Origin of the sequence: Virgibacillus tibetensis, assembly GCF_036026595.1 — a bacterium.
GTDB lineage: Bacteria > Bacillota > Bacilli > Bacillales > Amphibacillaceae > Virgibacillus_P > Virgibacillus_P tibetensis.
This window is the reverse complement of the sequence record NZ_JARZFX010000004.1, coordinates 293360-318248: the sequence shown is the minus strand read 5'-3', so window position 1 is coordinate 318248 and position 24889 is coordinate 293360. Positions and strand designations below refer to the sequence as shown.

At 38.1% G+C, this 24889-nt stretch carries 24 protein-coding genes; 14 read left to right on the top strand and 10 right to left on the bottom strand.

Annotated elements, in window-relative coordinates:
- Positions 1-16: 16 nt before the first annotated feature.
- On the bottom strand, positions 17-1636 hold the full coding sequence (locus QGM71_RS11470) for a glutathione ABC transporter substrate-binding protein (protein WP_327607686.1): 1620 nt from the start codon (positions 1634-1636) through the stop codon (positions 17-19).
- 323 nt (positions 1637-1959) lie between these two features.
- Between QGM71_RS11470 and nikC the strand changes: the two genes are divergently transcribed.
- The 6 genes from nikC (at position 1960) to QGM71_RS11440 (ending at position 8323) form a co-directional block, all read left to right on the top strand.
- Entirely contained in the window at positions 1960-2862 is a 903-nt protein-coding gene (gene nikC, locus QGM71_RS11465) for a nickel transporter permease (RefSeq protein ID WP_327607685.1), read from the top strand.
- Between the two features lie 17 nt (positions 2863-2879).
- Positions 2880-3836, top strand: a complete 957-nt coding sequence (locus tag QGM71_RS11460; protein ID WP_327607684.1) for an ABC transporter permease — start codon at positions 2880-2882, stop codon at positions 3834-3836.
- A 39-nt stretch (positions 3837-3875) separates the two neighbouring features.
- Entirely contained in the window at positions 3876-4919 is a 1044-nt protein-coding gene (locus QGM71_RS11455) for an ABC transporter ATP-binding protein (protein ID WP_327607683.1), read from the top strand.
- Positions 4894-5910: an ABC transporter ATP-binding protein gene (locus tag QGM71_RS11450; protein ID WP_327607682.1), complete on the top strand. Its 1017-nt coding sequence runs from the start codon at positions 4894-4896 to the stop codon at positions 5908-5910. The genes QGM71_RS11455 and QGM71_RS11450 overlap by 26 nt, the downstream gene beginning before the upstream one ends.
- 232 nt (positions 5911-6142) lie before the next feature.
- Positions 6143-6934 (top strand): serine hydrolase, encoded by a 792-nt coding sequence (locus tag QGM71_RS11445; RefSeq protein WP_327607681.1) that lies wholly within the window; start codon positions 6143-6145, stop codon positions 6932-6934.
- A gap of 96 nt (positions 6935-7030) precedes the next feature.
- Complete coding sequence (locus QGM71_RS11440; RefSeq protein WP_327607680.1) at positions 7031-8323, top strand: hypothetical protein; 1293 nt, start codon at positions 7031-7033, stop codon at positions 8321-8323.
- A 49-nt stretch (positions 8324-8372) separates the two neighbouring features.
- On the opposite strand, the gene QGM71_RS11435 is transcribed toward QGM71_RS11440, so the two are convergent.
- A complete protein-coding gene (locus QGM71_RS11435) occupies positions 8373-8690 on the bottom strand; it encodes a hypothetical protein (protein WP_327607679.1) in 318 nt (105 codons plus the stop codon).
- Between the two features lie 99 nt (positions 8691-8789).
- Positions 8790-11963, bottom strand: a complete 3174-nt coding sequence (locus QGM71_RS11430) for a DEAD/DEAH box helicase (protein ID WP_327607678.1) — start codon at positions 11961-11963, stop codon at positions 8790-8792.
- Positions 11964-12677: 714 nt separating this feature from the next.
- Between QGM71_RS11430 and QGM71_RS11425 the strand changes: the two genes are divergently transcribed.
- The gene (locus tag QGM71_RS11425; protein WP_327607677.1) at positions 12678-12926 is read left to right on the top strand and encodes a hypothetical protein; all 249 of its coding nucleotides are present in this window, start codon (positions 12678-12680) and stop codon (positions 12924-12926) included.
- A gap of 21 nt (positions 12927-12947) precedes the next feature.
- Here QGM71_RS11425 and QGM71_RS11420 read toward each other — a convergent pair whose 3' ends face one another.
- The 3 genes from QGM71_RS11420 to QGM71_RS11410 all read right to left on the bottom strand — a co-directional run bounded on the left by QGM71_RS11420 (position 12948) and on the right by QGM71_RS11410 (position 15986).
- The gene (locus QGM71_RS11420; RefSeq protein WP_327607676.1) at positions 12948-14141 is read right to left on the bottom strand and encodes an MFS transporter; all 1194 of its coding nucleotides are present in this window, start codon (positions 14139-14141) and stop codon (positions 12948-12950) included.
- Between the two features lie 568 nt (positions 14142-14709).
- A complete protein-coding gene (locus tag QGM71_RS11415; protein ID WP_327607675.1) occupies positions 14710-15318 on the bottom strand; it encodes a superoxide dismutase family protein in 609 nt (202 codons plus the stop codon).
- A gap of 149 nt (positions 15319-15467) precedes the next feature.
- Positions 15468-15986, bottom strand: coding sequence for a DoxX family protein (locus QGM71_RS11410; protein WP_327607674.1), 519 nt, complete (start codon positions 15984-15986; stop codon positions 15468-15470).
- Between the two features lie 279 nt (positions 15987-16265).
- Here QGM71_RS11410 and QGM71_RS11405 point away from each other — a divergent pair, with 279 nt between their 5' ends.
- The 5 genes from QGM71_RS11405 to QGM71_RS11385 all read left to right on the top strand — a co-directional run bounded on the left by QGM71_RS11405 (position 16266) and on the right by QGM71_RS11385 (position 20721).
- On the top strand, positions 16266-16994 hold the full coding sequence (locus QGM71_RS11405) for a hypothetical protein (protein ID WP_327607673.1): 729 nt from the start codon (positions 16266-16268) through the stop codon (positions 16992-16994).
- A 22-nt stretch (positions 16995-17016) separates the two neighbouring features.
- On the top strand, positions 17017-17418 hold the full coding sequence (locus tag QGM71_RS11400) for a GntR family transcriptional regulator (protein WP_327607672.1): 402 nt from the start codon (positions 17017-17019) through the stop codon (positions 17416-17418).
- The gene (locus QGM71_RS11395; RefSeq protein ID WP_327607671.1) at positions 17415-18263 is read left to right on the top strand and encodes an ABC transporter ATP-binding protein; all 849 of its coding nucleotides are present in this window, start codon (positions 17415-17417) and stop codon (positions 18261-18263) included. The genes QGM71_RS11400 and QGM71_RS11395 overlap by 4 nt, the downstream gene beginning before the upstream one ends.
- Positions 18264-18554: 291 nt before the next feature.
- Positions 18555-19487 carry an ABC transporter ATP-binding protein gene (locus QGM71_RS11390; RefSeq protein ID WP_327607670.1) on the top strand — a complete coding sequence of 311 codons (933 nt, stop codon included), beginning with the start codon at positions 18555-18557 and terminating at the stop codon, positions 19485-19487.
- Positions 19480-20721: an ABC transporter permease gene (locus tag QGM71_RS11385; protein ID WP_327607669.1), complete on the top strand. Its 1242-nt coding sequence runs from the start codon at positions 19480-19482 to the stop codon at positions 20719-20721. The genes QGM71_RS11390 and QGM71_RS11385 overlap by 8 nt, the downstream gene beginning before the upstream one ends.
- 276 nt (positions 20722-20997) lie before the next feature.
- Here the strand turns inward: QGM71_RS11385 and QGM71_RS11380 are convergent, their stop codons facing one another.
- From QGM71_RS11380 to QGM71_RS11365, 4 genes are all read right to left on the bottom strand, one after another.
- A complete protein-coding gene (locus tag QGM71_RS11380) occupies positions 20998-21360 on the bottom strand; it encodes a hypothetical protein (protein ID WP_327607668.1) in 363 nt (120 codons plus the stop codon).
- Entirely contained in the window at positions 21335-21523 is a 189-nt protein-coding gene (locus tag QGM71_RS11375; protein WP_327607667.1) for a hypothetical protein, read from the bottom strand. Before QGM71_RS11375 ends, QGM71_RS11380 begins: the two co-directional genes overlap by 26 nt.
- A 127-nt stretch (positions 21524-21650) precedes the next feature.
- Positions 21651-21965, bottom strand: coding sequence for an NUDIX hydrolase (locus QGM71_RS11370; RefSeq protein WP_327607666.1), 315 nt, complete (start codon positions 21963-21965; stop codon positions 21651-21653).
- A gap of 23 nt (positions 21966-21988) precedes the next feature.
- Positions 21989-22432: an NIPSNAP family protein gene (locus QGM71_RS11365; protein WP_327607665.1), complete on the bottom strand. Its 444-nt coding sequence runs from the start codon at positions 22430-22432 to the stop codon at positions 21989-21991.
- 210 nt (positions 22433-22642) lie between these two features.
- On the opposite strand from QGM71_RS11365, the gene QGM71_RS11360 reads away from it, so the two are divergent.
- Both QGM71_RS11360 and QGM71_RS11355 read left to right on the top strand, forming a co-directional pair.
- Positions 22643-23179 carry a flavodoxin family protein gene (locus tag QGM71_RS11360; RefSeq protein WP_327607664.1) on the top strand — a complete coding sequence of 179 codons (537 nt, stop codon included), beginning with the start codon at positions 22643-22645 and terminating at the stop codon, positions 23177-23179.
- A gap of 194 nt (positions 23180-23373) precedes the next feature.
- A complete protein-coding gene (locus QGM71_RS11355; RefSeq protein WP_327607663.1) occupies positions 23374-24480 on the top strand; it encodes an N-acetylmuramoyl-L-alanine amidase in 1107 nt (368 codons plus the stop codon).
- Positions 24481-24889: the final 409 nt, after the last annotated feature.

Here is a 24889-nt window from a genome sequence, read left to right as displayed (position 1 = left end):
TCCTTTACCTAATTAATTATTCTTCAATATAAACATCTTTCAATTGAACGATATCTGTTGGCAGTACACTGAATCCTTTTACTTCATCACGTACACTGTACAGAAATTGCTGGTGATGCAGATAAAGCATTGGTGCAATATCTACAAGTAATTCTTGTGCTTCACTATAGATTTTTTGACGCTCATCCTGGTCTGTTTCCTGACGCCCTTGATCTAAAAGCGCATCTAATTCAGCGTTTTCAGTGAACGTACGGTTTCCAGCTTCCCCAACATTTTTGGAATGGAACAATGCGTACATTGCATAGTCAGCATCTCCTGTTGGTGTTGACCAACCTAGTACAAACATCTCATGCTCTCCATTTGCAGTTTGCTCTAAATAAGCACCCCACTCAAGAATTTCTACTTCTACATCGATACCAATTTCTCCAAGCTGTGCTTGAACGTTTGTTGCTGCATCGATTCTTTCACGACTGTCGTTTGTCCAAATTGTTGTAGAGAAACCATCTTCGTAACCAGCTTCAGCTAGCAACGCTTCCGCTTCTTCTAAATTGTACTCAAGACCTGATACGTTTTCATCGTAACCAAATACATCCGGTGGGATTGGTCCAATAGCAGGAATACCTACTCCGTTATAAATCCCATCAATTATTTGACTCTTATCAATAGCCATAGATATTGCCTGGCGTACACGTTCATCATCAAAAGGCTCTTTATCCATATTAAATCCAATATAAGATAAACTTACACTTGATTGATCGTGTACATTTACTCCATCAGTTCCCTCTATTTGCTCTACATCAGATGGGCTGAGTGGACTTCCAATATGTGAATCCCCAGTAGTAACTTCTGCAACACGTGTTAAGTCTTCTCCTACTACTTTAAAAGTTACAGAATCAAGTAAAGCGGAACCATCCCAGTAATCTTCATTCTTAACGATACGAACGAATTCACCTGGTTCCCATTCATCAAACTTAAAATATCCTGTACCAATCGGGTTTTCGTTAATGACACTTCCGGGATCCTTCCCATCTTCCATTGCAGCAAAATCAGCTTCGATTTGCTCTAGTGCAACCATCGCTCCCCCGCTGTGCGCAAGGTGGGCTGGAAGTGGTGCGAAAGGATATTCCGTTGTAAAACGAACTGTATAGTCATCAACTATTTCAATATCAGTGATCATCTCATACAAGAATGCACGAGGTGAGGCAACTTTTTCATCTAGTATTCTCTCTATGTTAGCCTTTACAACATCAGCATTAAAATCTGAACCATCATGGAACTTTACTCCTTCACGAAGTGTAAATTCCCAAACATCATCCTCAACCGCTTCCCAGCTTTCGGCCAGACTTGGTTGAACTTCCATGTTCTCATCCTGTTTTGTCAAAGACTCGTAGATGTTTGCTTGAACATTACTGGAAGGGACGTCATTTGAACCTGCAGGGTCTAATGAAACGATATCAGCAGATTTCGCCATAATCAGGTCTCCACCAGATGCTTCACCGTTTTCTTCACCGCTTTCAGCGCTTCCTCCATCAGTTGAACCATCGTCATCATCCGGCTCACTTGCGCATGCTGCAAGAACTAAACTCAGCAGCAAAGTTAAAGCTAATAATAAAAATGAGTTTTTAAACATTTTCATTAATTGTTACCCCCCTATTTCTGTTTAATATAGACTTGATGTGCAAATCTATCCTAATTCTCTATTAATATACCTTAAGTGTCCAGACATTACAAGATGATTTTCAATTATTTTTATATTTAAAAAAGAATCTACTATATTATATTATAATTATTATAAACCTATAAATATAATCCTGCATTGCCCTATTCACCGTAATTCAGACAACTTTTTGTATTTTTCTTATAATTCTTCCTATATTGTAAAACAGACTGGTCATGGTATAATCAACAAAGTATATGTACAAATTATGTGACTCTTTGTTAAGAAAGGAAGTACAAGCTATGAGTGAACAAACACAGACAATAGACAATCCACATTCAGCTATCAAGCCACCTAACCCGCGTTTCAGAAATTGGAAGATTGTTTATAGTAAGCTTAGAAAAAATAAAGCTGCTATGATCGGCGGTTCCCTGATTCTCTTTTTCATAATTATCGCAATAGTCGGTCCATATTTCACACCATACCAACCTCAAACACAAAACATTGTAAATAAATTACAGTCTCCTAGTGGGGAACATTGGTTTGGAACCGATAATTATGGACGAGACATTTTCAGTCGGGTCATACATGGTATGTCAATCACTCTGTATGTAGGTTTTTCCTCCGTAGTACTGGGAGCAACTGTTGGCGTATTCTTCGGTATTATATCTGGATATTATGGTGGCACTATTGACGCAATTATCATGCGAATAATGGATGTACTACTAGCGTTTCCCGGTATTCTCCTGGCATTGGCAATTGTAAGTGTCTTGGGCGGCAGTCTGCAAAATGTTATCATTGCAGTAGCAATATTTTCTGTACCAGTGTTTGCCAGAATAGTTAGAGGTTCAACCTTAGGTGTAAAAAAACTAGAGTACATAGATGCCATGAAAGCCTTAGGGGCCAGTGATTTTCGAATTATCTTTAAACACATATTACCAAACGTTACTTCACCAATCATTGTCCAGGCCACCCTGAATATTGCAACTGCTGTATTAACAGCAAGTGGACTTTCCTTTCTCGGACTTGGTGCACAACCACCAACACCTGAATGGGGTGCCATGCTGGCAGATGGACGAAACTACCTGTATAACGCCCCACACGTTGCACTATTCCCGGGTCTTATGATAGTCGCGGTTGTTCTTGCGTTTAATATTTTTGGTGATGGATTAAGGGATGCACTTGATCCGAAGACAAAAGAGTAGAAAGGGGTGCAACTAACATGTTTAAATTTATAGTAAGACGTCTTATACAAACGATACCTGTTCTAATTGGTGTGTCTATCCTAGTATTTAGTTTAATGCACCTGATTCCAGGTGATCCTGCTCAAATAATGGCAGGTGAAAGTGCACCTGAACAAACAGTTGAAAATATGAGGGAACGTTTAGGACTTAACGATCCCGTACCTGTACAATATTTTAAATACGTATCAAATGCATTACAAGGTGATCTTGGAAGCTCGATCCGCAGTGGAAGAGATGTAACCAAAGAAATAGGTGGCCGTTTCTGGATAACCGTGGAACTCGCCATATACAGTACAGCCTTAAGTGTGTTTATGGGCTTAATAGCTGGAATTATATCAGCTACCAGAAAATATTCATTTGCTGATATTTCTTTAATGTTAATCGCCTTGTTCGGGTTATCGATGCCTAATTTCTGGTTGGGGCTCATGTTAATTCAATGGTTTGCGATAGGATTTGACTTACCGGCCTGGATCCCATTTTTTGAAAACACGAGCTGGTTTAAACCATCTGGCTGGGGTAGCTTTTCACAAATTGTCTTACCAGTCATTACATTAGGTACAGGTGGTGCAGCAATTATTGCACGTATGACACGTTCGAGTATGCTGGAAGTCATCGGACAGGATTATATCCGTACAGCCAGAGCAAAAGGAGTGAAGCAGCGTGTAGTGGTTTATCGCCATGCACTTAAAAACGCTTTGATCCCTGTTGTAACTGTTGTTGGACTGCAATTCGGTGCACTTCTTGGTGGTACTGTTCTAACAGAAACCGTATTTGCAATTAACGGGATGGGAAAGTTGATTATTGATTCCATCCTCGCAAGAGATTTCCCAATAGTTCAAGGTACAATACTGGTAATCGCTCTTCTGTTTGTACTTGTGAACCTATTAGTTGATATAACCTACCGACTCTTGAACAAGCGTATTGATTTGGATTAATTGATAGTTAAATAGAATGATATGGAAGGTGAATATCATATGACAAATAGTAATAAATCTTATGAAAATATATTAGAAATCAAGGAGCTGCAAACTTCTTTTTTCACAAAAGAGCAGGAGGTTAAGGCCGTTGATGGCGTAACTTTTGCCCTACCAAGAGGTAAAACATTAGGAGTAGTCGGGGAATCGGGGTCCGGAAAAAGTATTACATCCCTTTCCATACTGCAGCTAATTGATGAACCTGGAGAAATAGTTGGCGGAGAAATGATTTTCAAAGGTGAAAATCTTCTTGATAAGACTGAAGCTGAAATGCGTAAGATTCGCGGTAATGAAATTTCCATGATTTTCCAGGAACCGATGACATCATTAAACCCTACTTATACAGTTGGACAGCAAATAGGAGAATCGTATAAGATACATCAGGGGCTAGGCAGAAAAGAAGCGAAACAACGTTCAATTGAGATGTTGAAGCTTGTTGGCATCCCTTCTCCCGAGAAACGAGTTGATCAGTATCCGCATGAACTGTCTGGTGGAATGAGGCAGCGGGTTATGATTGCCATGGCACTTGCCTGCAATCCCGACCTGCTCGTTGCAGATGAACCTACAACAGCTCTGGATGTAACAATTCAAGCTCAAATATTAGAATTAATGAAAGACTTACAAAACCGTTTGGATATGGGTATTCTATTAATCACTCATGACCTTGGAGTAGTTTCTGAGTCCTGTGATTATGTTGCTGTCATGTACTGCGGTAAAATAGTAGAATATGCGGATGTAAAAACACTTTTCAACGACCCTAAACATCCCTACACGGTTGGCCTGCTTAATTCTATACCACCATATGACCATGATATAGAAGGTGATCTTCCAGTTATTACAGGATCTGTACCAAGTCCTGCTGATATGCCAACAGGATGCCGTTTTGCACCCCGTTGTCCTTTTGCTACGGAACTATGCAGAAATAAACTCCCTGACTTAGTTACAGACGAAAATAATAATCAAATCCGTTGTTGGATATATTCCAATGAATGGGATGGCGATCCGGAGGTGAGCGTTTATGGTCAACCAGAAAGAACTACTTAAAGTAACAGACCTGGAACAGCACTTTCCTATTAAAGGAGGCTTTCTTGGTCGTACTGTAAATCATGTAAAAGCTGTTGACGGTATTTCTTTTGCTATTTATGAAGGAGAAACTGTAAGTATAGTAGGCGAATCCGGTTGTGGTAAGTCAACGACCGGTCGGGCAATTCTACGTTTAGATGAGCCAACTGGTGGGCAGGTTGAATTTGATGGTGAAGATCTGCTTTCATTTAATAAAAGAAAAATGAAAAAAACACGTAAACACATGCAAGTAATTTTCCAGGATCCTTACGCTTCCATTAACCCGCGTCATACAGTGCGACAAATTTTGAATGAAGCAATGGAAATACAAAATGTAGTTCCTAAAAGTAAAAGAAATGACAAGATTTTAGAATTAATGGAAACGGTAGGTTTAGGGTCGCATCAGGCAGACCGCTTGCCACATGAATTCAGTGGAGGACAACGACAAAGGATAGGGATTGCAAGAGCTCTATCTGTTAATCCACAGCTGATCATTTGTGACGAAGCTGTATCCGCACTGGATGTCTCTATTCAAGCACAAGTTATAAACCTGTTAAAAAAATTACAACGGGAATTTAAATTAACTTATTTATTTATTTCACATGACCTGGGAGTAGTACGTCATATATCCGACCGCGTCATAGTGATGTATCTGGGCAAAATTGTGGAAATAGCTGACAAAAAATCTTTGTTTACAAATCCGCAACACCCCTATACAAAAGCACTTTTATCTGCAATTCCAAGCACTAAATCAGAAACAAAAAAGGAACGGATTATCCTTACAGGAGATGTACCATCTCCAATTAATCCTCCGAATGGCTGCAGATTTCACACAAGATGTCCTTTTGCTACAGAAAAATGCGTAAACGAGGTTCCTGAACTTCGGAGTGAAGATTATATGAAGGACAGCCACCAAGCTGCTTGTCACTATATGGAAGAAATCGAATCTGGAGCTCATCAGCCAACCAGATAGAACGGATTTTTACTTATAGAGTAATTTAATTGTCAGTATAGCTATGTACTATGGATTGTCGGATCAGCCAAAAGCCGACCGACTGAATAGAAGAGCACTCCAGGATTTTAAATCTGGGGTGCTTTTCTATTTCTTATATAAATTATTTCTTGACAATTTTAAGAAAATTCAATAGGATTAAATCAATTAGCGAACTATTTCGTTAATGATTTCGTTAATTAAGGGGGTATCTATGAATATAAATCAATTAGAATGCCTTATCCACCAACGGATTGAAAACGTTAAAGATAATTTTTGTATATCCATACATACCGACGAAGGAAGCATTGTCAGTAATGCTTCAAAAAAAATAAGGGCGGCCAGCATAGTTAAGCTACCAATTCTTATTGAGACTTACCGCCAGATAGAAAAGGATTTACTTTCCTTAGAAAGGCTTGTTTATGTAGAGAAAGATATGATGGTAAACGGAGCCGGTATTATTAACTATCTAACCAATTCCCATGTATACAGTTATGAAAACTTAATGGAGCTAATGATCATTATTTCTGACAATACTGCAGCAAATATACTCCTGGATACAGTTGGGATGGAAAATGTAAATAAGCTGAATACATTAATTGGCTGTAAAAACACGCAATTAGAGAGAAAGTTTATGGATGTGCAGGCCCAAGAATCTGGCCTTGATAATTTTATAAGTGCTGAGGATACCATGCTTTTCTTAAAACTAATATCCAATAAAAATACGATTATAAATGACAACAGCCGCTCACAAATAATGAAAATGATGTTGAATCAACAATTTAAGCATAAATTGCCAAAAAAGTTTATTCTAGATGATCAAATAGACATCCACCACAAAACAGGTGAATTGCCAGGATTAGAACATGATGCAGCCATTATAAAGTACAGAGGTAAAACGCTGCATGCCGCTGTACTATCCAGTGGCTGGGAAAATAACGCAATTGCTCAAGAGTACATTGCTGATATCGGCAGCCTCTTAGTTAATTATTTAAAGAGTGGATAAAAGTCGCGCCAATTGACTGTTAAAGAGAAGATCAGGCTAGTAATAACAGTACGTGCATGGCTTCGATGACCATACTATATAATAGGAGTGTACTATATGAAGGTGAAAATAGCCGTATTCAGCAGAGAAGAAATATTAGAGCGAATACACGATTACCTTGTTGAACAAGATGATATAGAAATTATTCCTTTTACTTATACAAAGGCTAGTGAGGCTGATACATTAATTGATAAAGCCTTCATGTGTGATATTTATTTATTCGCAGGCGCCCTCCCTTACTTATATGCTAAAGAAAAAATAGATAAAAAACGTCTCCCTGCAGTTCTGGTGGAATTTGATGAATATATGATATTAACTTCTCTATACCGACTAAGGAATCACTGCATGCAGTCATTAAACCGTTTCTCAGTAGATGTGTATAATCATCAAAATGTAACTGCCGTTTTTAAAGAGTTGAAAATAGTAGATAATGAAATTTATACATACAGTTTCGGAGACGACGAAACAATAAACCTGGAAAAAATTATCAGCCATCATAAAAAGTTATGGGAAACAGGCAAGATTGATTATGTGCTCACCTCAATAAATGACGTTGAGGAACGCCTTAAGGAACTGGGAATCCCCTGCTATTGTATGATTATTCCCCAACTTAATATTGAACGCGCCATTAATGAAGCTAAAACAATATCCAATCTAAATCAAAGTAAGAGTGCTCAGATCGTAGCAGGATTTATCCGTATTAAATATTTAGATAAAATAAGGGAAGAAAAAGGCGAATTAGCTGTTAAGGAAATCTTACTAAGATTATATCAAATCCTATTAAAATTCGGACATAAGACATACGCATCCGTTATGCCTAACATTGATGGTCAAATAGTTTTATTCGGAACAAGAGGGGTTCTGGATCATATAACAAATCATTACAGGGACTTTCCATTACTTGAAGATTTAGAGGCAGCATTACAAACGCCTATTGACATCGGTTTCGGATTGGGATTAACGGCCAAGCAAGCAGAGGACAATGCCAAGTTAGCATTAGAGACATGTAAACAAACAAATAACAGTAACTGTTATATAGTAAATGAGAGACAGGATATAATCGGTCCCCTTGGTGTACAGAAACACTTTGATACGTCACGCCTGTATCAGGCGCTCATTCATAAAGCACGCTTAAATAATGAACTGTCTTACAATTTTATTGATTTTATTACTTTACGAAATAATGAGCCTTTCTCATCCAACGATATTGCAATCTACTACCGGGTAACCAAAAGAAGCGCAGAACGAACCATAAGTAAACTGTTAACTGGTGACGTTATAAAAGTAGTTGGAGAAGAAAAACCTTATGTGAAAGGACGACCCCGAAAACTGTTTACTTTAAATCAGTAGCAAAATACTTTCAATTGGAAAATGACCCAGACCTCATGTCTCGGTCATTTTATTCATTATTCTTATATCCTTTACTTTCTGCCAGGATTTGTAATGCTTCCTCATAATCCTCAGGCTTCACCTTTCCTTCTACTAAATAAGTCATTTCCTTACCATGGTCACCTTCGTTACCATTATTAGATACTGTTCCTACTATACCTGTGCTAGTGGTCGTTGACCCCACAGTAAATAAGGGCACAAAGGTTTGTTGTCCTTCAGTTTCTGGAAGCTTATCAACAATAATAGATGATACTTGTAATCGCTGCAGGTTAGCGCGTGCAGATTCAGCGTCATTTTCGGACTTAAAGTAAGCCAGAATATTTTCCATCCTATCAAAACATCCTTCCTTTTAGTTTTCTTTCCTTTTATAGTACCCTTTTAGCATCCAAACAAACCAAAAGAGACACAACTGAGTGTGTCTCTTTTCCTATATATTCAGCAATTCCCGAACATCGTCTTCGCTTAAGGTCGATAGCATCTTCTCACCCGGTTGAATAACCTGGTCAATAAGTTCGCGTTTTTTCTGTTGTAAATCAAAGATTTTTTCTTCAATTGTTCCTTCAGTTATGAGACGAATAACTTGCACAACATTTTTTTGTCCAAAACGATGCGCTCTTCCTGTCGCCTGATCTTCAACTGCTGGATTCCACCATAGATCATACAGAATTACTGTATCTGCCCCTGTCAGATTCAAGCCAGTTCCTCCTGCCTTTAAGGAAATCAGGAAAACGTCTTTTTCGCCGTCATTAAAACGTTCACTCATCTTAACACGATCTTGTGAGTGCGTTTGTCCATGTAAATAAAAGTAATCAATACCATCTAGTTCCAATTTATTTATAATAATTTCATGCATACTTGTAAATTGGGAGAATATCAACATGCGTTTGCCATTCCCAATTGCACTTCGTACCGTATCCATCAATTGCTCGAGCTTACCTGATTTCCCCTCATAGTTTTCTATGAACAAAGAGGGATGGCAACAAATTTGCCGCAGACGGGTTAATCCGGCTAATATTTTCATCCGGTTTTGATTAAAACCACTCTCTTTCATTGATTGTGAGGCTTCCTGCTGCAATTGGCGGTGATAACCAACATAAAGATCCTTTTGTTCCTTTGTTAATTCAGAAACGTGAACCGACTCAATCTTATCCGGTAACTCTTTCAGTACATCCTTTTTCAGGCGACGCAAGATAAATGGTCTAGTAAGCATTGCAATTTTTTCATGGGACAGCTTTTTAAATTCACGCTGACTGGGCATAAGCCCTGGTAAAATAACTTGAAAAATTGCCCAAAGCTCATCAATTGAATTTTCAATTGGAGTGCCACTTAATGCAAATCTTCTACTCGCCTTAATCTCACGCATGGCCTTCGATGTTTTTGTTGCATAATTTTTTATATATTGCGCTTCGTCCAATATGAGCGTTTGAAATGTTAATTCGCGATATAGCTCGATATCCTGTCTAAGCGTAGCATAGGAGGTAATCCAGACGTCCATATCTTTTAATTCCCCAATTTTCTGTTGCCTCTCAAGTGGGGTACCTGTCAGAATTGCTACTTTCAATTCTGGCATAAACTTTTCACATTCATTCTTCCAGTTGTAAACAACAGAGGACGGTGCAACGATTAAATGCGGATTGTCACTTGGTTCTGATGCAATGTACGCAATACTCTGCAGCGTCTTACCCAATCCCATATCATCAGCTAATATACCACCAAGGTGGTAATTACTTAATGATTTAAACCATTGAAATCCTGTAAGCTGATAATTTCGCAATGTCGCTTTCAAATTTTCTGGTAGTGGGTAAACCTGCTCCTCCGGTGATTTCAATTGATTTAATAGCTTCCGGAAGGATGGATCGTAATTCTTGTTTGTATCAATGAGTTCGTCAATTTGTGCACCACGGTAAACCGGTACTTGAACACTTCCATCCTGTAAATCTTTCTTACTGATATCCATGTCATTGAAAAATTGTTTCATAGAAGTAAACTCTTCACCTTCAAGCGAAAGCAGTGCCCCGCTTTGCATACGGTAATACCGTTTTCTCTCAATAACAGCATTTAATATTTGGTTAATTTCTGTCTCGTTAACTCCCTGTATATTAAAGCCTATATCAAGCAGGTTGGATGATGACTCAAGTCGCACACTCGTGCTTGGCATAGGTTCGTTCTCAACGATAAAGTTGCGGATTTCTGAGGTTAAGAATAACTCTACCTGCTCATCCAACAAGGGAAGTACGTTATATAGAAACTCGTATATCTCATCATCCTCATCGGCTTCAATATAGAGTTCCCTGCCATTATACTTGAAGTCAGCATGCTCGATAAGCCGCATAATATGCTGTTCCTTTTCCACATCACGAATAATAATAACATCATTCTGCTCACGCCCACTAAATGGATCTATCAACTGATCCCCATAATGGTATTCTAATTTACCGACAATCCAGTCAGCTTTGACTTCAAGATACAATTTTGCCCGAAGTGCTACTTGAATAATTTCAGCAGAAACCTTCTCAGAAATTTCTACCTCGCCAACTCGTTTCAATGATGGTAACACCTCTGATAAAAAAGTATCTGCCTGTTTTTTTGTAATTGGCAGCTGTAGATCCTCCATACCAAATTGACTAATTTGCTCCAGAACAGGAATCTGTTCCTTTGTCGGAAAATAAAAAACCCCATTGGAAAATAACATCTCATATGCTTTGAAGTACGTCCCACCTGCAATATCATCCATTGTCAGAACCAGATCATCTGCTTCATTTTTAGTGATAGAAAAGTTAAACGGCAGCTTCTCTTTTTCGATACTAATATGATGATAGCTTTTGTTTCCTGCCTCTACAGTAAAGTCCCTTTGCGTAATTTTTTCAAAAAGCTCACGGACAATTAACGCTGGGATAACAATGGAACGTTTATCATTTACATTCCCCTGATAATGATAGTATGTGTACCCACTGTAGATTTGTTCATTTTTAAGAACAGCGTAGAGCATCTCAAAAACTTCCAAATCCTGTTGCAGAAAATAATGTGTCTCCGGGTTGTAGGTGAATGTTTTAGTAAAATAGTGCTCATTGCCATGAAGCACATTTTTAAGAAAGTCCTTGGCATCTTTAACCACAAAACATCTTTTTTCACCAGTCTTCAGTTCAATCAATAAATTTTTATCATATGACCACTTGCAGTAATACTCCACATACATAGGTAACTTTTCCGGCAGAACTTCGTTACCCTTATCGGGTTGGTGGATATTGCTTATTGCAGTAATAAACCGATTTGTTGTTTTATAATCATAATTAGCTGCAGCAGGTGCTTTGTTTGATTCTTTATGCGCTACACTTATTAATGTTGCAGCAATATGCTTGCAGGAGCCAAATGTATCGAATGCAGGACAATCACAATAAGTATCTATGGATCCCTCTGCAAATTCTTTCATATTTATTTCAACAAAGTAATTTTCCGTTCCGTGTACAGTTGCAGTCCACACCTGGTAGTTTATATCGTATAAAAGATCACTAACTTTATCACGTTTATAGTATTCTAACCCACGCTTATAGATAATGGAGGGAAATAGTTTTTGGATGTTAATATCACCGATACTTTTCAAAATACTAGTAACCTACCTTCTTAATTCTCGTTATATCTATTGTAAACGAGATACATGATTTTTTAAACTATAGATGCTTTACGAAGATTAAACCAAAGTAAAATTTTCTATAAAGCATTAATGACGCTATAACATAACTTCAAGTAAAAGTATCTGTCTTCGAATCATAATGGGTCAAACCTTAAATGCATTCTATTTTCCTGCATCAGGTTTTACTTTATTAGGATTGGGTTTCTAGCAATATATTATACGTAGTTTCTTTGCAAAGAAATTATTACTTCAATGTCCCTTCCCCTTACAAACTGCAAGCTTCTTGAAAGGGGGAATATACATGCTATTATTCATTCCATCTGTTTATACTTCAAATGCACAACTTATGGAGGAGTATTATGAATCCACCTAAATCGCATGTAGAAAACGTAAACATCGTATAGCAAAATAACAAAAAAACAGTACCGTGCATACCCTGTGGGATCTCCAGCTGTTGCTTTTCTAAGCATGAGTCGGCTGCCGCATCAAAAGTTAACAATCGTAAAAGCAGAAATCATTTAATGTAGTAGTAGATAAATATTTTATCATCTCTCAATACTAGCGCAAGAAATACACGAAGACCCTTCGTGCGATGTACTACTGTAGCTTTCCCTGTACTGCATTGAACAGGGAAGACACACGAGACCCCGCAGTGAGCCGAGGGTACTATCTGAGTAATCTTCTTTGTTCGATTGGGCCGGGGAAGCATACCGCGAAGTGTTAGTAGAAGAAGTCACACTTACCTTTGCAAGTAAGGGTGCTCAAGCTCCACCCAAGAGGAAATTCAATCAAATCAACGGGAAGCAGCAGAAATGCACAGAGGGGAAACGTCGTAGATTACTGATTTGTAAAAACAGCAACTACTTAGCAAGCAAAGGTGGCCATTCTATTCTGAATCATCTGCCGATTGGTCAATCTCATCGAAATATATAAAGCTATATGACTTTCTATGGGCTATGTTTTATTTTCCTTACTTGCTTTTAGTACTAAATAGATATAAAAAATAATCGAAAGCATTACGGAACCTGCAGACGTTATATAAATTATTGCGTAATTAAAGATATATGCAAGTTGCCCAAAGCCAATTGCACCAATACCAACGCCCAGATCAAAGAATGAGAAAAACGTTGCGTTTGCCATTCCCTTTCGATTACCAGGCGCTTTATCAACAGCCCAGGCCTGCAGTGCTGGCTGAACACTTCCGAATCCAAGACCATACATCCCTGCAGCAATTAACATTACCATCGTGTTTGGCAGCCAGGATAATAAGAGCATAGCAATGAAAATAAGAATGGTTCCTGGTAAGAATACATATAAGTGTCCTTTTTTATCATATATCTTCCCTGCAAAAGTTCGAGATACCATAAGAAATACCGCAAAAACCAGGAAGTACGATTCGATCCCAAGTATATTCTGTTCTTCTGCATACAGTGGAAGAAATGTCGCTATTCCACCAAAGGTAACGGTGACGAAAAACAACAATATCGATGGCTCTATCGCACTTTTTTCAAAAATATCAAACTTGACTGTTGTTGTTTTGTCCGTCATTTTTTCTACTTGTTTATATCGTATTTTAGAAGATAGCAGAAACGCCACAAGACCTAATGAAGCGCAAATTAAAAATAATTGCGAAAAAGAAATAACACCGACAAGTGTTAAGCCAAGCGCTGGTCCGATTGCCAAGGCAATATTCCCTGACAGACCAAAATAACCCATTCCTTCCCCACGGCGCTTCGGGGGAATAAGATCTGTAGCAATGGTTCCGGTTGCTGTCGTAGAAAATCCCCAGCCAATTCCCTGAACAATTCTCATGATTACTAAAAAGGCAATACTTGTAACGAAACCAAAGGATCCTACTGAAAACACAAAGACTGCAAGCCCGAACATATAAACAAATCGTCTGCCCTTTGACTCTAAAGCATGTCCCGCATATGGACGAAACAATAATGCAGAAAAGGTAAAGATACCAACGATAACTCCAATTAACTGATCACTTCCTCCCAACTCCTTGACGAATAACGGTAGGGTTGGCAGAGTCATTTGAAATCCAAGAAATATAAAAAAATTAGCAAGACAAATTAACACAAAATCACGTGTCCAAATTTTGCCGCTAACCTGTGCCGCCTGTGTTTTTGTATGCGACCTCATATAAAACTTCCTTCCTTCGTGAGTCGAAATACATTATACAGCAGTTATAATTGAAATGAAATGGGCTTTTCGCTTTATGCTGTATAGGTATCATCCCCTATACAAAGGGTTAGCTCCCGTCCCTGAAATAACTAGTGATATTAGTAATTAGTTTGAATTGCTTCATCGTGGTTCGAACAGCAATAATAAAATGAATGTATCCTATCAAATACACCTGCAGTCTTCTATTAAAAAAGAAAACATGCCCCTACATAGGGGTATGTCGACGCCTGAGCACAAGCCCGATTTTAGTCGACCTCCCTCATCTGTAACGAATTGGTTTATGTTGAGTTAGATTAAGAAGAGTCCGGAAGGGCACTAGGTGATGGGCGCTTGCGCTGGACGTGGCTGTTTAATTGTAAGAATTAATTGCAGCCAAAATTTTATACTTTCCTATCCATTAAAAAAGCTTTAAAAAAATACACACGCTAATTTCAACGTGAAATTACGTGTGTATGGATATGTTATTTAATTAGTAGCACCCTTGAAGTAATCCCATTATAAATTACTCTGAACTTTTTAACTGAAGTTATTCACTAATTACTCCGCACGCAATACGTTCTCCGGCTTCACCTGCAGGCTGTGAGCTGTAATCATCTGCCTCTGAGTGAATTACCAATGCTGTACCCCCATCTTTATACAATGAGTTATCCTCATCTTTCACTAATGTGACCATATCAGCCTTTACTTCTTCTGTTACTGTTCCGTCTTCTGATACTTCAATATTCGGCAAATCACCTGCATGAGGTCCATCCGGATCATCAAAACCATGATTTGCATCTGTTGGGTTATAGTGTCCACCTGCAGATTCAAAGTCAGGCTCTTCGCAGGCTCCCTCTTCATGTATATGAAATCCATGTGTTCCTGGAGGTAAGTTCTCACCTTCCAGATTAATCGTTACTCCTGAATCCTCTTCTACCAATGTAGCTGTTGCTACCATATTTCCCTCCGTGTCAATCAAAGAAACGAGAACCTCCTCTTCCTCCGTAGCGTTCGCATTGTCATCTTCTTCCATATCTTCTGCTGTGTCTGGTTCTTGCTCTTCTAATCCGTCCTGGTTCTCCTGTTCATCGGTTCCACATGCTGCCAGAACAGTAATCAATGAAATGATAAGCAGGTAATATACCCATTGTTTCATCCCGTTTATAGCTCCCTTCAAGATTGTTACTACTTAATTTTCACACAATCGAGGAAGTTTAAACCTATAATGACTAATATCGTCCCTTTGTCTTAGTTCTTATACAATAAGATAAAAGAAGAGCTGACCTTTAGGCCAACTCTTCTTTCCTATGCGATTATTACTTCTTTTTTCTGTTTTTTAAGCTTTTGAATTGGTGTGTGATCTTTTAAGAAAGGGATCACCCATCTGTCCAGTCCATATCTTCCTGCGTTATATCCTGCTACCATTAAGATAACTGTGATTATTACCATTTGAGCGTTTGTGCTAACAGTACCACTGAATAGAAATGCGAAGTTCATTGTAATACCCATTAGTGCTGCAAAATTAGTGAAAATACCTAGGATAAGTGCTATTCCTACTAACAATTCGCCCCACATAACTAAGATCGTAAACAATTCAGCATTAGGTAATGCTACTGCTTCGAGAAAAGTTGCCCACCAGCCTTGAACTGCTGGATGATCTCCACCTGCTCCGGCAATTGCTCCTTGGATGAAACCACTTGCCTCAAACCCACCACTAGTTATCTTACCAAATCCTGCGGTCATCCATTGATAACCAATATAAATTCTAAGAAAAGCTAATACCCCAGCTACTATTTTATTATTGCGAATGAAATTTACAAACACGATTTCCATCTCCTTTATCTTTTGATTTACTTTAATCTTGTTCAGTTATTCACAATATATTGTAAGGTGATTCCTTATTACACTTATATAGTAACATGTCTAACCATAAATAATAATAAGCATGTGTAATGATTCACATATTAGTAACAATGTTATGGCAAAAATATGAACGGTATGCTCATAACTTGAATCTTACCTATTTCAACTTGACAATTTCAAAGATAATATATACTGTATATACAGACATACACAGTAAGTAGTTTAAAGGAGGAAACAGCCATGCAGGAATGGAAGCAGGCTTATTCGTTAGCTAAGTTAGAATTGAGAATGTCAAAGTTCGGTTTTTTATCCGCATTTTTATTTTCGATGTTCATACTATTTTTTATTGTTACATCAATAGAATCCTATATGGAAAATGGCTTTGTTGGTATTGACTTCTTTTTTGTACTTTTATTCTCAGTCGCTACAATATGGACAAAACCAAAAGAATTTCAAATTAAAAAAGTCTCTGGAGATTTGATCGTTTTACCTTTAGTTGTTATGCAAAAACAACTGCCCATCAAACAAGATGTAATTATGAAGAGCAGGTTTATTGTTCACTTTTTCTATTCCTTTCCTTTTCAATTGCTGGCACTAATAGGGATCTACTTTATGAGCCCATTGCCAGAAATGCTGTCTGTAGGCTCATTTATAGCCTTCGCTATTATTTGGCTGTCATTTGGAGTTTACGCGGGATATGTATTCCCTTTAAGTGAAATCGGCACGAAAGGACCGCTAACTTCTACTGTCGGGACGATATTTATAGGGGTAACACTATTGATCGTTTTACTTTCTATTTTCACCATGATTCATGTTTTATTTGAAAATGGCATTGTATATTGGTCTATCATTCTCGCTCAAAAGTGGCCGATAGTATCATCCATAGCATCTATTTTGTTGGCGTTTTTTGGTTTCGCCCATTGGCAGCATTATATGAAAAAAGCCATGGATAAATTGGATTATCTCTAAAAGTGAGAAAGGAGTGTTTGCCATGGAACTACCTATACGATTATCAAAAGAATCACGTGAGCCCTTCTATCATCAAATAGAGAATCAATTAAAGGCTTTGATTGCTGGCGGTCATCTACCTGCTAAAAGGGCTTTGCCTTCCATTCGTGCGCTCGCTAAAGACTTGGAAACCAGTGTCATTACCATTCGTCGTGCTTATCAAAACCTGGAATACCAAGGATTTATTCGGACAACACAAGGCAAAGGTACATTTGTAGCAGAAATAGAAGACTCGTTAAAGCATCAAGTAAAAGTGGCAGCTGTTTACCAAACCATCGAAAAAGCGATCGAAACAGCACTCAATTATGATTATTCACTAGATCAAATCGAGGATATTTTTAATGAAATTGTGCAGTCATACAGAAAGAAAGGAGAATCGACATGAATAGGTTTTTAGAAATTTCACAAATCCAAAAAAGAATAGATGAGTTTAATCTTGGACCAATCGACTTGAAAATAGAACCGGGAACCATTACAGCATTAATTGGCAACAACGGATCCGGGAAAAGCACCTTACTAAAACTTATTATGAATCTGGCTAAACCCGACATGGGAAACATTAAATTCTTTAATAAGTTCGTCTATGGACATGACGAAAGTTGGAAAAAGCAAGTGGCCTACCAGCCTCAAACAGTTATTGGATGGAACCCATTTACCGGAAACTCTTTAAAGGAATTTATATCTCCTCTGTATCCTAATTGGAATGAAGATCAGTTCAATAAAATGGTTAGCCTTTTAGCAATTCCATTAGATAAACGGTATGGGAAGCTGTCACAGGGGGATCAGCAGAAATTAAGTCTTGCGCTGACCCTACCTAGAAACACCCCCTTAATGCTACTTGATGAGCCTACATCTTTTATAGATATTCCATCAAAAAAACATTTCATTGATTTAGTGGTGGATTGGATGGATCAAGGAGAACGGGCAATTATAATGACCAGCCATCAATCCGAGGATATTATGAAACTTGCTGACTATTTATACGTATTACAGAATGGGAAAATGATGGGGACTTTTGAAAAAGAAGAATTGACAGAAAGCTATATGTGTTACTGGATGAAATGCGATCTCTCAGTTAAGCCTATTCCCGGAGAAGTCTCACGTGAAAATAATAGGCTGATTTCAAATAACCCATCAGCTACAGAAACATTTTTTCTCGAAAACAATCTTACTTACACGACTGCAAAAAATATGGGAATGGAGGAAATAATAACTATTTTATTGAAATAAAAAGGGAGTAAAAAGAACGGGTTCGTGATCCCACAGAACGAAACGACAGTGAAGTTCGAGGAGGCTTGCAGACCGCCCAGCGGCAAAGAAGACACTGCGAAAACGAACAGCGTGAGTTTGAGTAGATGTCGCACTTGTACCCGGAGTGGTGAAAGCGTAGTGTATTTTTCCGTAGTGGTAGCTAACAATCTATTCCAGAGTTACGTCGCCTTTTATAGATTTTGTGTGTTAAAAACAATAATTCTTTTAGACAACAGCCTTAATTTAATAATAGAAAGAGTGAATAAACAGATGGAAACAATGCTGGCCGTAGAAAAACTCGGCAAATCATTTAAAGATAAACAGATCATTAAGAACATTTCTTTTGACGTACGTAAAGGAGAAATCATGGCCATTCTAGGCCCGAATGGCGCAGGAAAATCGACAACCATTCGAAATATAATGGGAATTATGTATCCAGATGAAGGGTCCATTAGCTTTCAGAATAGTAATGGAAAAGATATTCCGAGACATAAAATCGGTTATTTGCCTGAAGAACGTGGTTTGTATAAAAATGTAAAGGTAATGGATATCTTATTATATTTAGCTGATCTGAAGGATTATCCACTTGACCAGGCAAAGGAACGAGCCCTAACCTATTTGAAGAAATTTGACTTGGAAGGTAAAGAAAAAGTATCCGTTGAAGAGCTATCAAAAGGGATGGGACAAAAAGTGCAGTTCATTGCTTCTATTATACATGAGCCTGAACTGCTCATCTTAGATGAACCCTTTTCAGGCCTGGATCCAGTCAGTCAAGAATTGTTCAAAGAAGAAATACGCAGCTTAGCTGAAAATGGCACGGCAATTTTATTATCTTCCCATCAAATGAATCTGGTTGAAGAAATGGCTGACAGGTTATTTATGATCCACCACGGCCAAAAGGTTATTTATGGATCAATGGATGATGTAAAAACACAGTATGCCAATTTCAAATGTACTATTCGCGGAAAAAATAACCGTACGGACCTAGAGCATATAACAGATGTACAACGCGTTGAGCAGACAGATGACATCTCTACGCTATACTTATCAAAAAATGTAGAGCCATCCATCTGGCTAAAAAATCTGCCTGACCATTTATCCATACAGGAATTAGCAATCGATCGTGTCTCTTTGCATGAAATCTTTATCGATATTGCTACAGATAAGAATTTGTTACAGGAGGCTGGTGAAGTCCATGCGTAACACGATGAAGGTTGCTAAATGGGAAATTAAGCGTAATCTGAAAAACAAAACATTTATTATTGGTCTGTTTTTAACCCCAGTACTCATCATAGGTTTTATGCTTTTAGGTAGTCTTCTCGGTGGATCAGACGACGAGGAATCGACGTTTACCAGAGTTCTTATAAATGATCAACTGGATATATATCCAGTTCTAGAAGAAACGGCTGAGCAATCCGGTTTTGATTGGGATATGCACTTAACAGATCTCAATGAATCAGAAATAGTTAATCAGCTGGAAAACAGTGAAAATACGGCGTTTATATTTTTAGATGAACGTGCACTAAATGAAGGCATAGTCCCAGTGTACACAAGTGATGACATTTACCCGTTTTTTATAAATCAAGTACAAGTATTAGAGTCGCCACTGCAGGCAAAACAAATGGAAGAACTTGGTCTGACGGATGAAAAACTTGCAGTCATCTCCCGCGGAATTATGTTTGACGAACCAGCTGCGGATGATGTTGCAGCAATTGATCCTGCGGCAGAATCCATGATGGATGCTGGCCCACCATTGGATCGCATGGTGCCCGGGGCATTTGCAGGTTTCATTATGCTTTCAATTGTATTCACGGGAATGGCTATTTTCCAAAGTGCCTCTCAGGAAAAGAAGGATAAAATAGCAGAAATTATTTTATCATCGCTGACACCTGCAGAATTGATGCAAGGTAAAATTATTGGTTATTTTGTTCTGGGAATCATACAGTCTGTCGTTTCGATCGTGATCGTAATGCCAGTCCTTATCTGGCGAATTGATATGCCGGTACTGGAATATTTATTCGTACCTGAGCTTGCACTACTACTTGCCATTGCTATACTCGGATTCTTATTATTCGCTTCTCTCTTCGTTGGTATTGGTGCCACGATGGCGGATATATCAACTGCCGGAAACTTCCAGGGCATGGTTATGATGCTGCCATTTCTTCCTTTTGTTTTTATCGGGCCCGTTTTCAGTGATCCAAGTGGCTTAATGGCGCAAATCGGTACGTATATCCCATTCACTGCTCCAGGGGTGTTAATCATGCGCCTTGCTGTGCTTGAAGAATGGCCGTGGATGGAGATTGCTATTTCTTTAGCAATTCTAGTAGTGAGTGTCTGGATATTCATGAAACTAGCAGGGAAAATATTTAAAGTAGGCATTCTAATGTATGGAAAAAATGCAACACCGGGTGAGATTTGGAAGTGGATTCGCGCGTAGGTTTTCTTCTAAAGAGCGGAGCAGCTTGTTGAAGCGCTCCGCTTTTTAATAACAACTTTTCGGTACAATCATCTGACCCCTTTATATTCCTTATAAAAAGTTGCGAGCCTATTAAAGCTGTTAATAAAACTTCCATGAATATTATTGGTTTGTATGCGAACTGTTTTCCTGGAATCAAACCCGGAATCCATAAGCCTCCCAATTTCCTCTTCTATACCCAACGTAGTTACTAATGTCATTTTTAAATAGTCTTTTGTATAGGCATCATAATTTTCACTAAAAATCTATTAATACTTTCCTCGCTTTCTCTACTTCAAACAAAATTAAATCCAGCTCCTGGTGCGCCATTTTTACTGGCTCTTTCGTATTTATCCAAGGCAGATCATATGATTGGAGAATATACTGAACACGTTCGGTCGTTAAATCGTTTTTCTTAGGATGCTCCTCATAAAATTCCTTAAATTCCTTTAAATCCTGCAGAAATTGGTCTACAACAACACGGTCGGGCTTGTAAGTATAGGATTTGGTGAGACTAAGAGCAGAATAGGGGAATAACCAGCTAATTGCTGTAAAAAAAGTAGAAGTGTACTTAAAGTAATTAGTATCTTTTTCTTCATCTCTTAACCTCTCTTTTTTCATCCGCATAAATCCAAAACAATAAAACTGCAATTGATATAACAATTATTATCAGGCCTGCATATTGATTATAGCTTGTGCTGAATAAAGCAATAAGTATTCGTGCTATAAATGCTGCTGCTATTACGATTAGAAACTTAAATATATGCTTCTTTTCAAACTTCATGTCCTCACCTCTTATGTTGATTTATATTCTGCGTTTCCGGGTTTAAAGGCTACTATTGATTTCTTCTAAATCATTGTGCGTCAGAATTACCAGTTTACCATTATACATTCCTAATTTCCTAAGTAGCTTACTGGGATTCCTCCGCGTTCCCTTCAAATCTCTTTATAAGTTCAAATGGTCTAGTCGTATACATTTCATATGGCAGGTAAGTAGGTTCCATTGCGTCAATTGCTCTACTTCTGAAATGTGGCTTTTTAATTAGTTCAGATGCATTTTCCTTTGTTAATTTTGAGAAGATAACCTCTGTAGTCTCCCCTTCAGCTGGTGTCAATTCACCGGAAATGTAATGCCCTCTAAATACGACACAAATAATGCCGCTTGAAATGTTTTGGTAAATTCCAGTGATACCTGTAAGACTTACTTTTACTCCTGTCTCTTCCATAATCTCCCGATGCATTGCTTCTTCTAATCTTCCACTTGTCCCCCCGGCATTTCCATTGTGTCTGAACGATGCAGGTTTCGCACAAGAAGAACCTCGCCATTTTCATTGGCAATATATCCGCTAACAGAAACAATATGCTTTGGCGGGTGATAGGATGCGGGGAGAGGAGCTGTCGATGTCAAAAATTCCTGATGGCTCTCTATATAAAGATTCCCTAACTCCTTCCTTCTTACCTGGGCTTCTCGGTGCAGGTCGCTATTTCTAATCTTATGTTCAATGGCTTCATATTGCTCCATACTTTTATATTCCCATAAAGTAGTGATTTCATCTTGTAATTCATTCACCCAGCGTCCAATAAGTTTTGATCCATGTTTAATTTGGTTAGGGTAAAGGTATGTATGGAAAAAATTATTAAACGCATCTAATTTTTCAGGATTAATTTTATAGAATTTTTTTCGATAGATCATTTTAAAATCTGCACTCCCTCTAATGTTATTAAGCCTTTTCATAATTTGTCTATAGTTATAGTTTCTTCTCTTACTTCTAAAATCCCTGCAAAAGAATAGATTTAATATAAAGTGAAATTCCATTCAAGAGATCAGTGAGCATACGATTCGTATTTATCATCTGTAACGTTTAAAATATAGATTAATTGTTGAAATCAGGGAGGAGAAAGAATGAAAATTGCAGTCCTGCACGGTTCAACCAGAGAAAACGGTAACACGGAATATTTAACATATGAAGCAGTTCCTAAAGAAAAAGCAACGCATATATATTTACGTGATCATTTGATCCAGCCTATTATTGATGAACGACACTCAAAAGAAGGTTTTCCAGAGGTTAATGATAACCATACAAAACTAATTGATCAAATGCTAGAACACGATATCCTCGTTTTTGCAACTCCAATCTATTGGTACGGCATGTCTGGTCCAATGAAAACCTTCATTGATCGCTGGTCACAAATCATGAGAGATCCGAGCTATTCACATTTCAGAGAAGAGCTCGGGAAGAAAAAAGCTTATTTGATTGCTGTAGGTGGCGATAACCCAAAATTAAAAGGACTTCCACTCGTGCAGCAATTTGATTATATTTGTCAGTTTTACGGCATGTCATTTGAAGGATATGTTCTCGGAGAAGCAAGGAAACCAGGAGACATTAAACAGGACAAAGCAGCTTTAGAAGCAGCTTTTGAGTTAGTGAAAGAACTGTAGTATAGTTACATTGACTCCCCCTATTGGGAGTCTTTTTTAATCGATTTTCACTCTGGGATAATATGCTGAGTCGGCTGGTACTTCCGATTTATTTTTTAAGGAATAGGTTTATTCCTCCTCCGTTAAGGTTATTAATTATTAGTATCCAGATCTAATAGTCTAAAAATTTCAACAAAAAGGAGGTGCGTTAATAAGTGAATAGGTATTTTGCTTTATCGTTAAGTTTTTTGCTATTTTCTCTTTTATTCCTGCCTACTACCAGTCAAGCCAATAACGGAGATGTTTATGAAGTTGGGGTGAAAATTCTAAATGTAAGAGGAGATCCCGCTAACAACGCTGAAATTATTGGCAAGTTAGCTGAAGGCAATAAAGTAAAGGTGTTTCAGGAGAAATATGGCTGGGTTCAGACATATTACGGTGGTCAGAAGGCTTGGGTTGCCGCACACTTTCTAAACCCTGTCAGTAGTGAAGATACTATTAATTCAACTACTTCTAATAAAGTAACAGTCACAGCCCAGGGTGTAAATATACGGTCCGGACCTGGTACAAACCATTCCATTGTCAATTTCGCTTCTACCGGGGATACATACAGCCTGGTGGAGACCAGAGGCGATTGGCATAATATAGTCTTATCCAATGGGGCTAATGCATGGATTGCAGCAGCATTTACAAACGTTGGTACGAATTCAGAAACAACCACAAGTGAAAGATCCAATGATTCATCGAATGAAGCTGTGAAACAAGAAGACACCACTAACTCGTTGGCAGGATATACGATCGTTATTGACCCGGGTCATGGAGGTAACGATCCAGGTGCGATCGGACTTGGTGGCGTGTACGAAAAAGACTTTGTCACTTCTACCGCTACCAAAGTGGAACAGCAATTAAATGCAGCTGGTGCAACAGTTATAATGACTCGATCGGGGGACAACTATGCATCTCTTGAAGAGCGAATCCGGATAAGTCAATCCAGCAATACAGATGCATTTATTAGTCTCCATTTTGATTCTTTTCCGATATTTTCTATAAATGGAATTAGCACCTATTTTTATAGCAACGGAACAGACAATGAATTAGCACAGAGCGTTCACACTTCCCTGGCATCAACTATTTCCCTAAAGGACAGAGGTGTTAGGTTCGGAGATTATCGAGTATTACGTTATAATGATGCTCCTTCAATCTTAATGGAGCTTGGGTTTATTTCAAATCCAGACGATCTTGCTGCAATCAATACAGAGTCTTTTCAGAATAATGTAGCAGAAGCAATAACAACTGGATTGAAGAATTATTTTCACGATTAATAGACATTAAAGCTGTCCTACTAATGGACAGCTTTTCTTTTGAAAAAAACATGATAATAACCTTACAGACCTTGAAAAGAGTGTGAAATTTCAACGAAATCCATCCTCATCTTCTCTTTTTATTCTTAAAAAAACTTCTTCAAAGATAATTTAAATCATTTTCTATATTAAATCATTAATGAATGCTCCTCAAAATATGGCGCTGTTGAGACAAAAGACGAAGTAATGAAAATTTAAATTCATGACACCTTTTCTCTTTACAATGATGGTTGAGCTCTTGGACTCGCTCCGGCAGAATACTTCGTTTCTAACATAGCTTTTTTATGAAGACTCAATCGCGGTTTGATCACAGGTGTGAAGGTCTTCATAACGTTTATGAAGACTCCCTGGCGAGTCGAACACAGGTGAA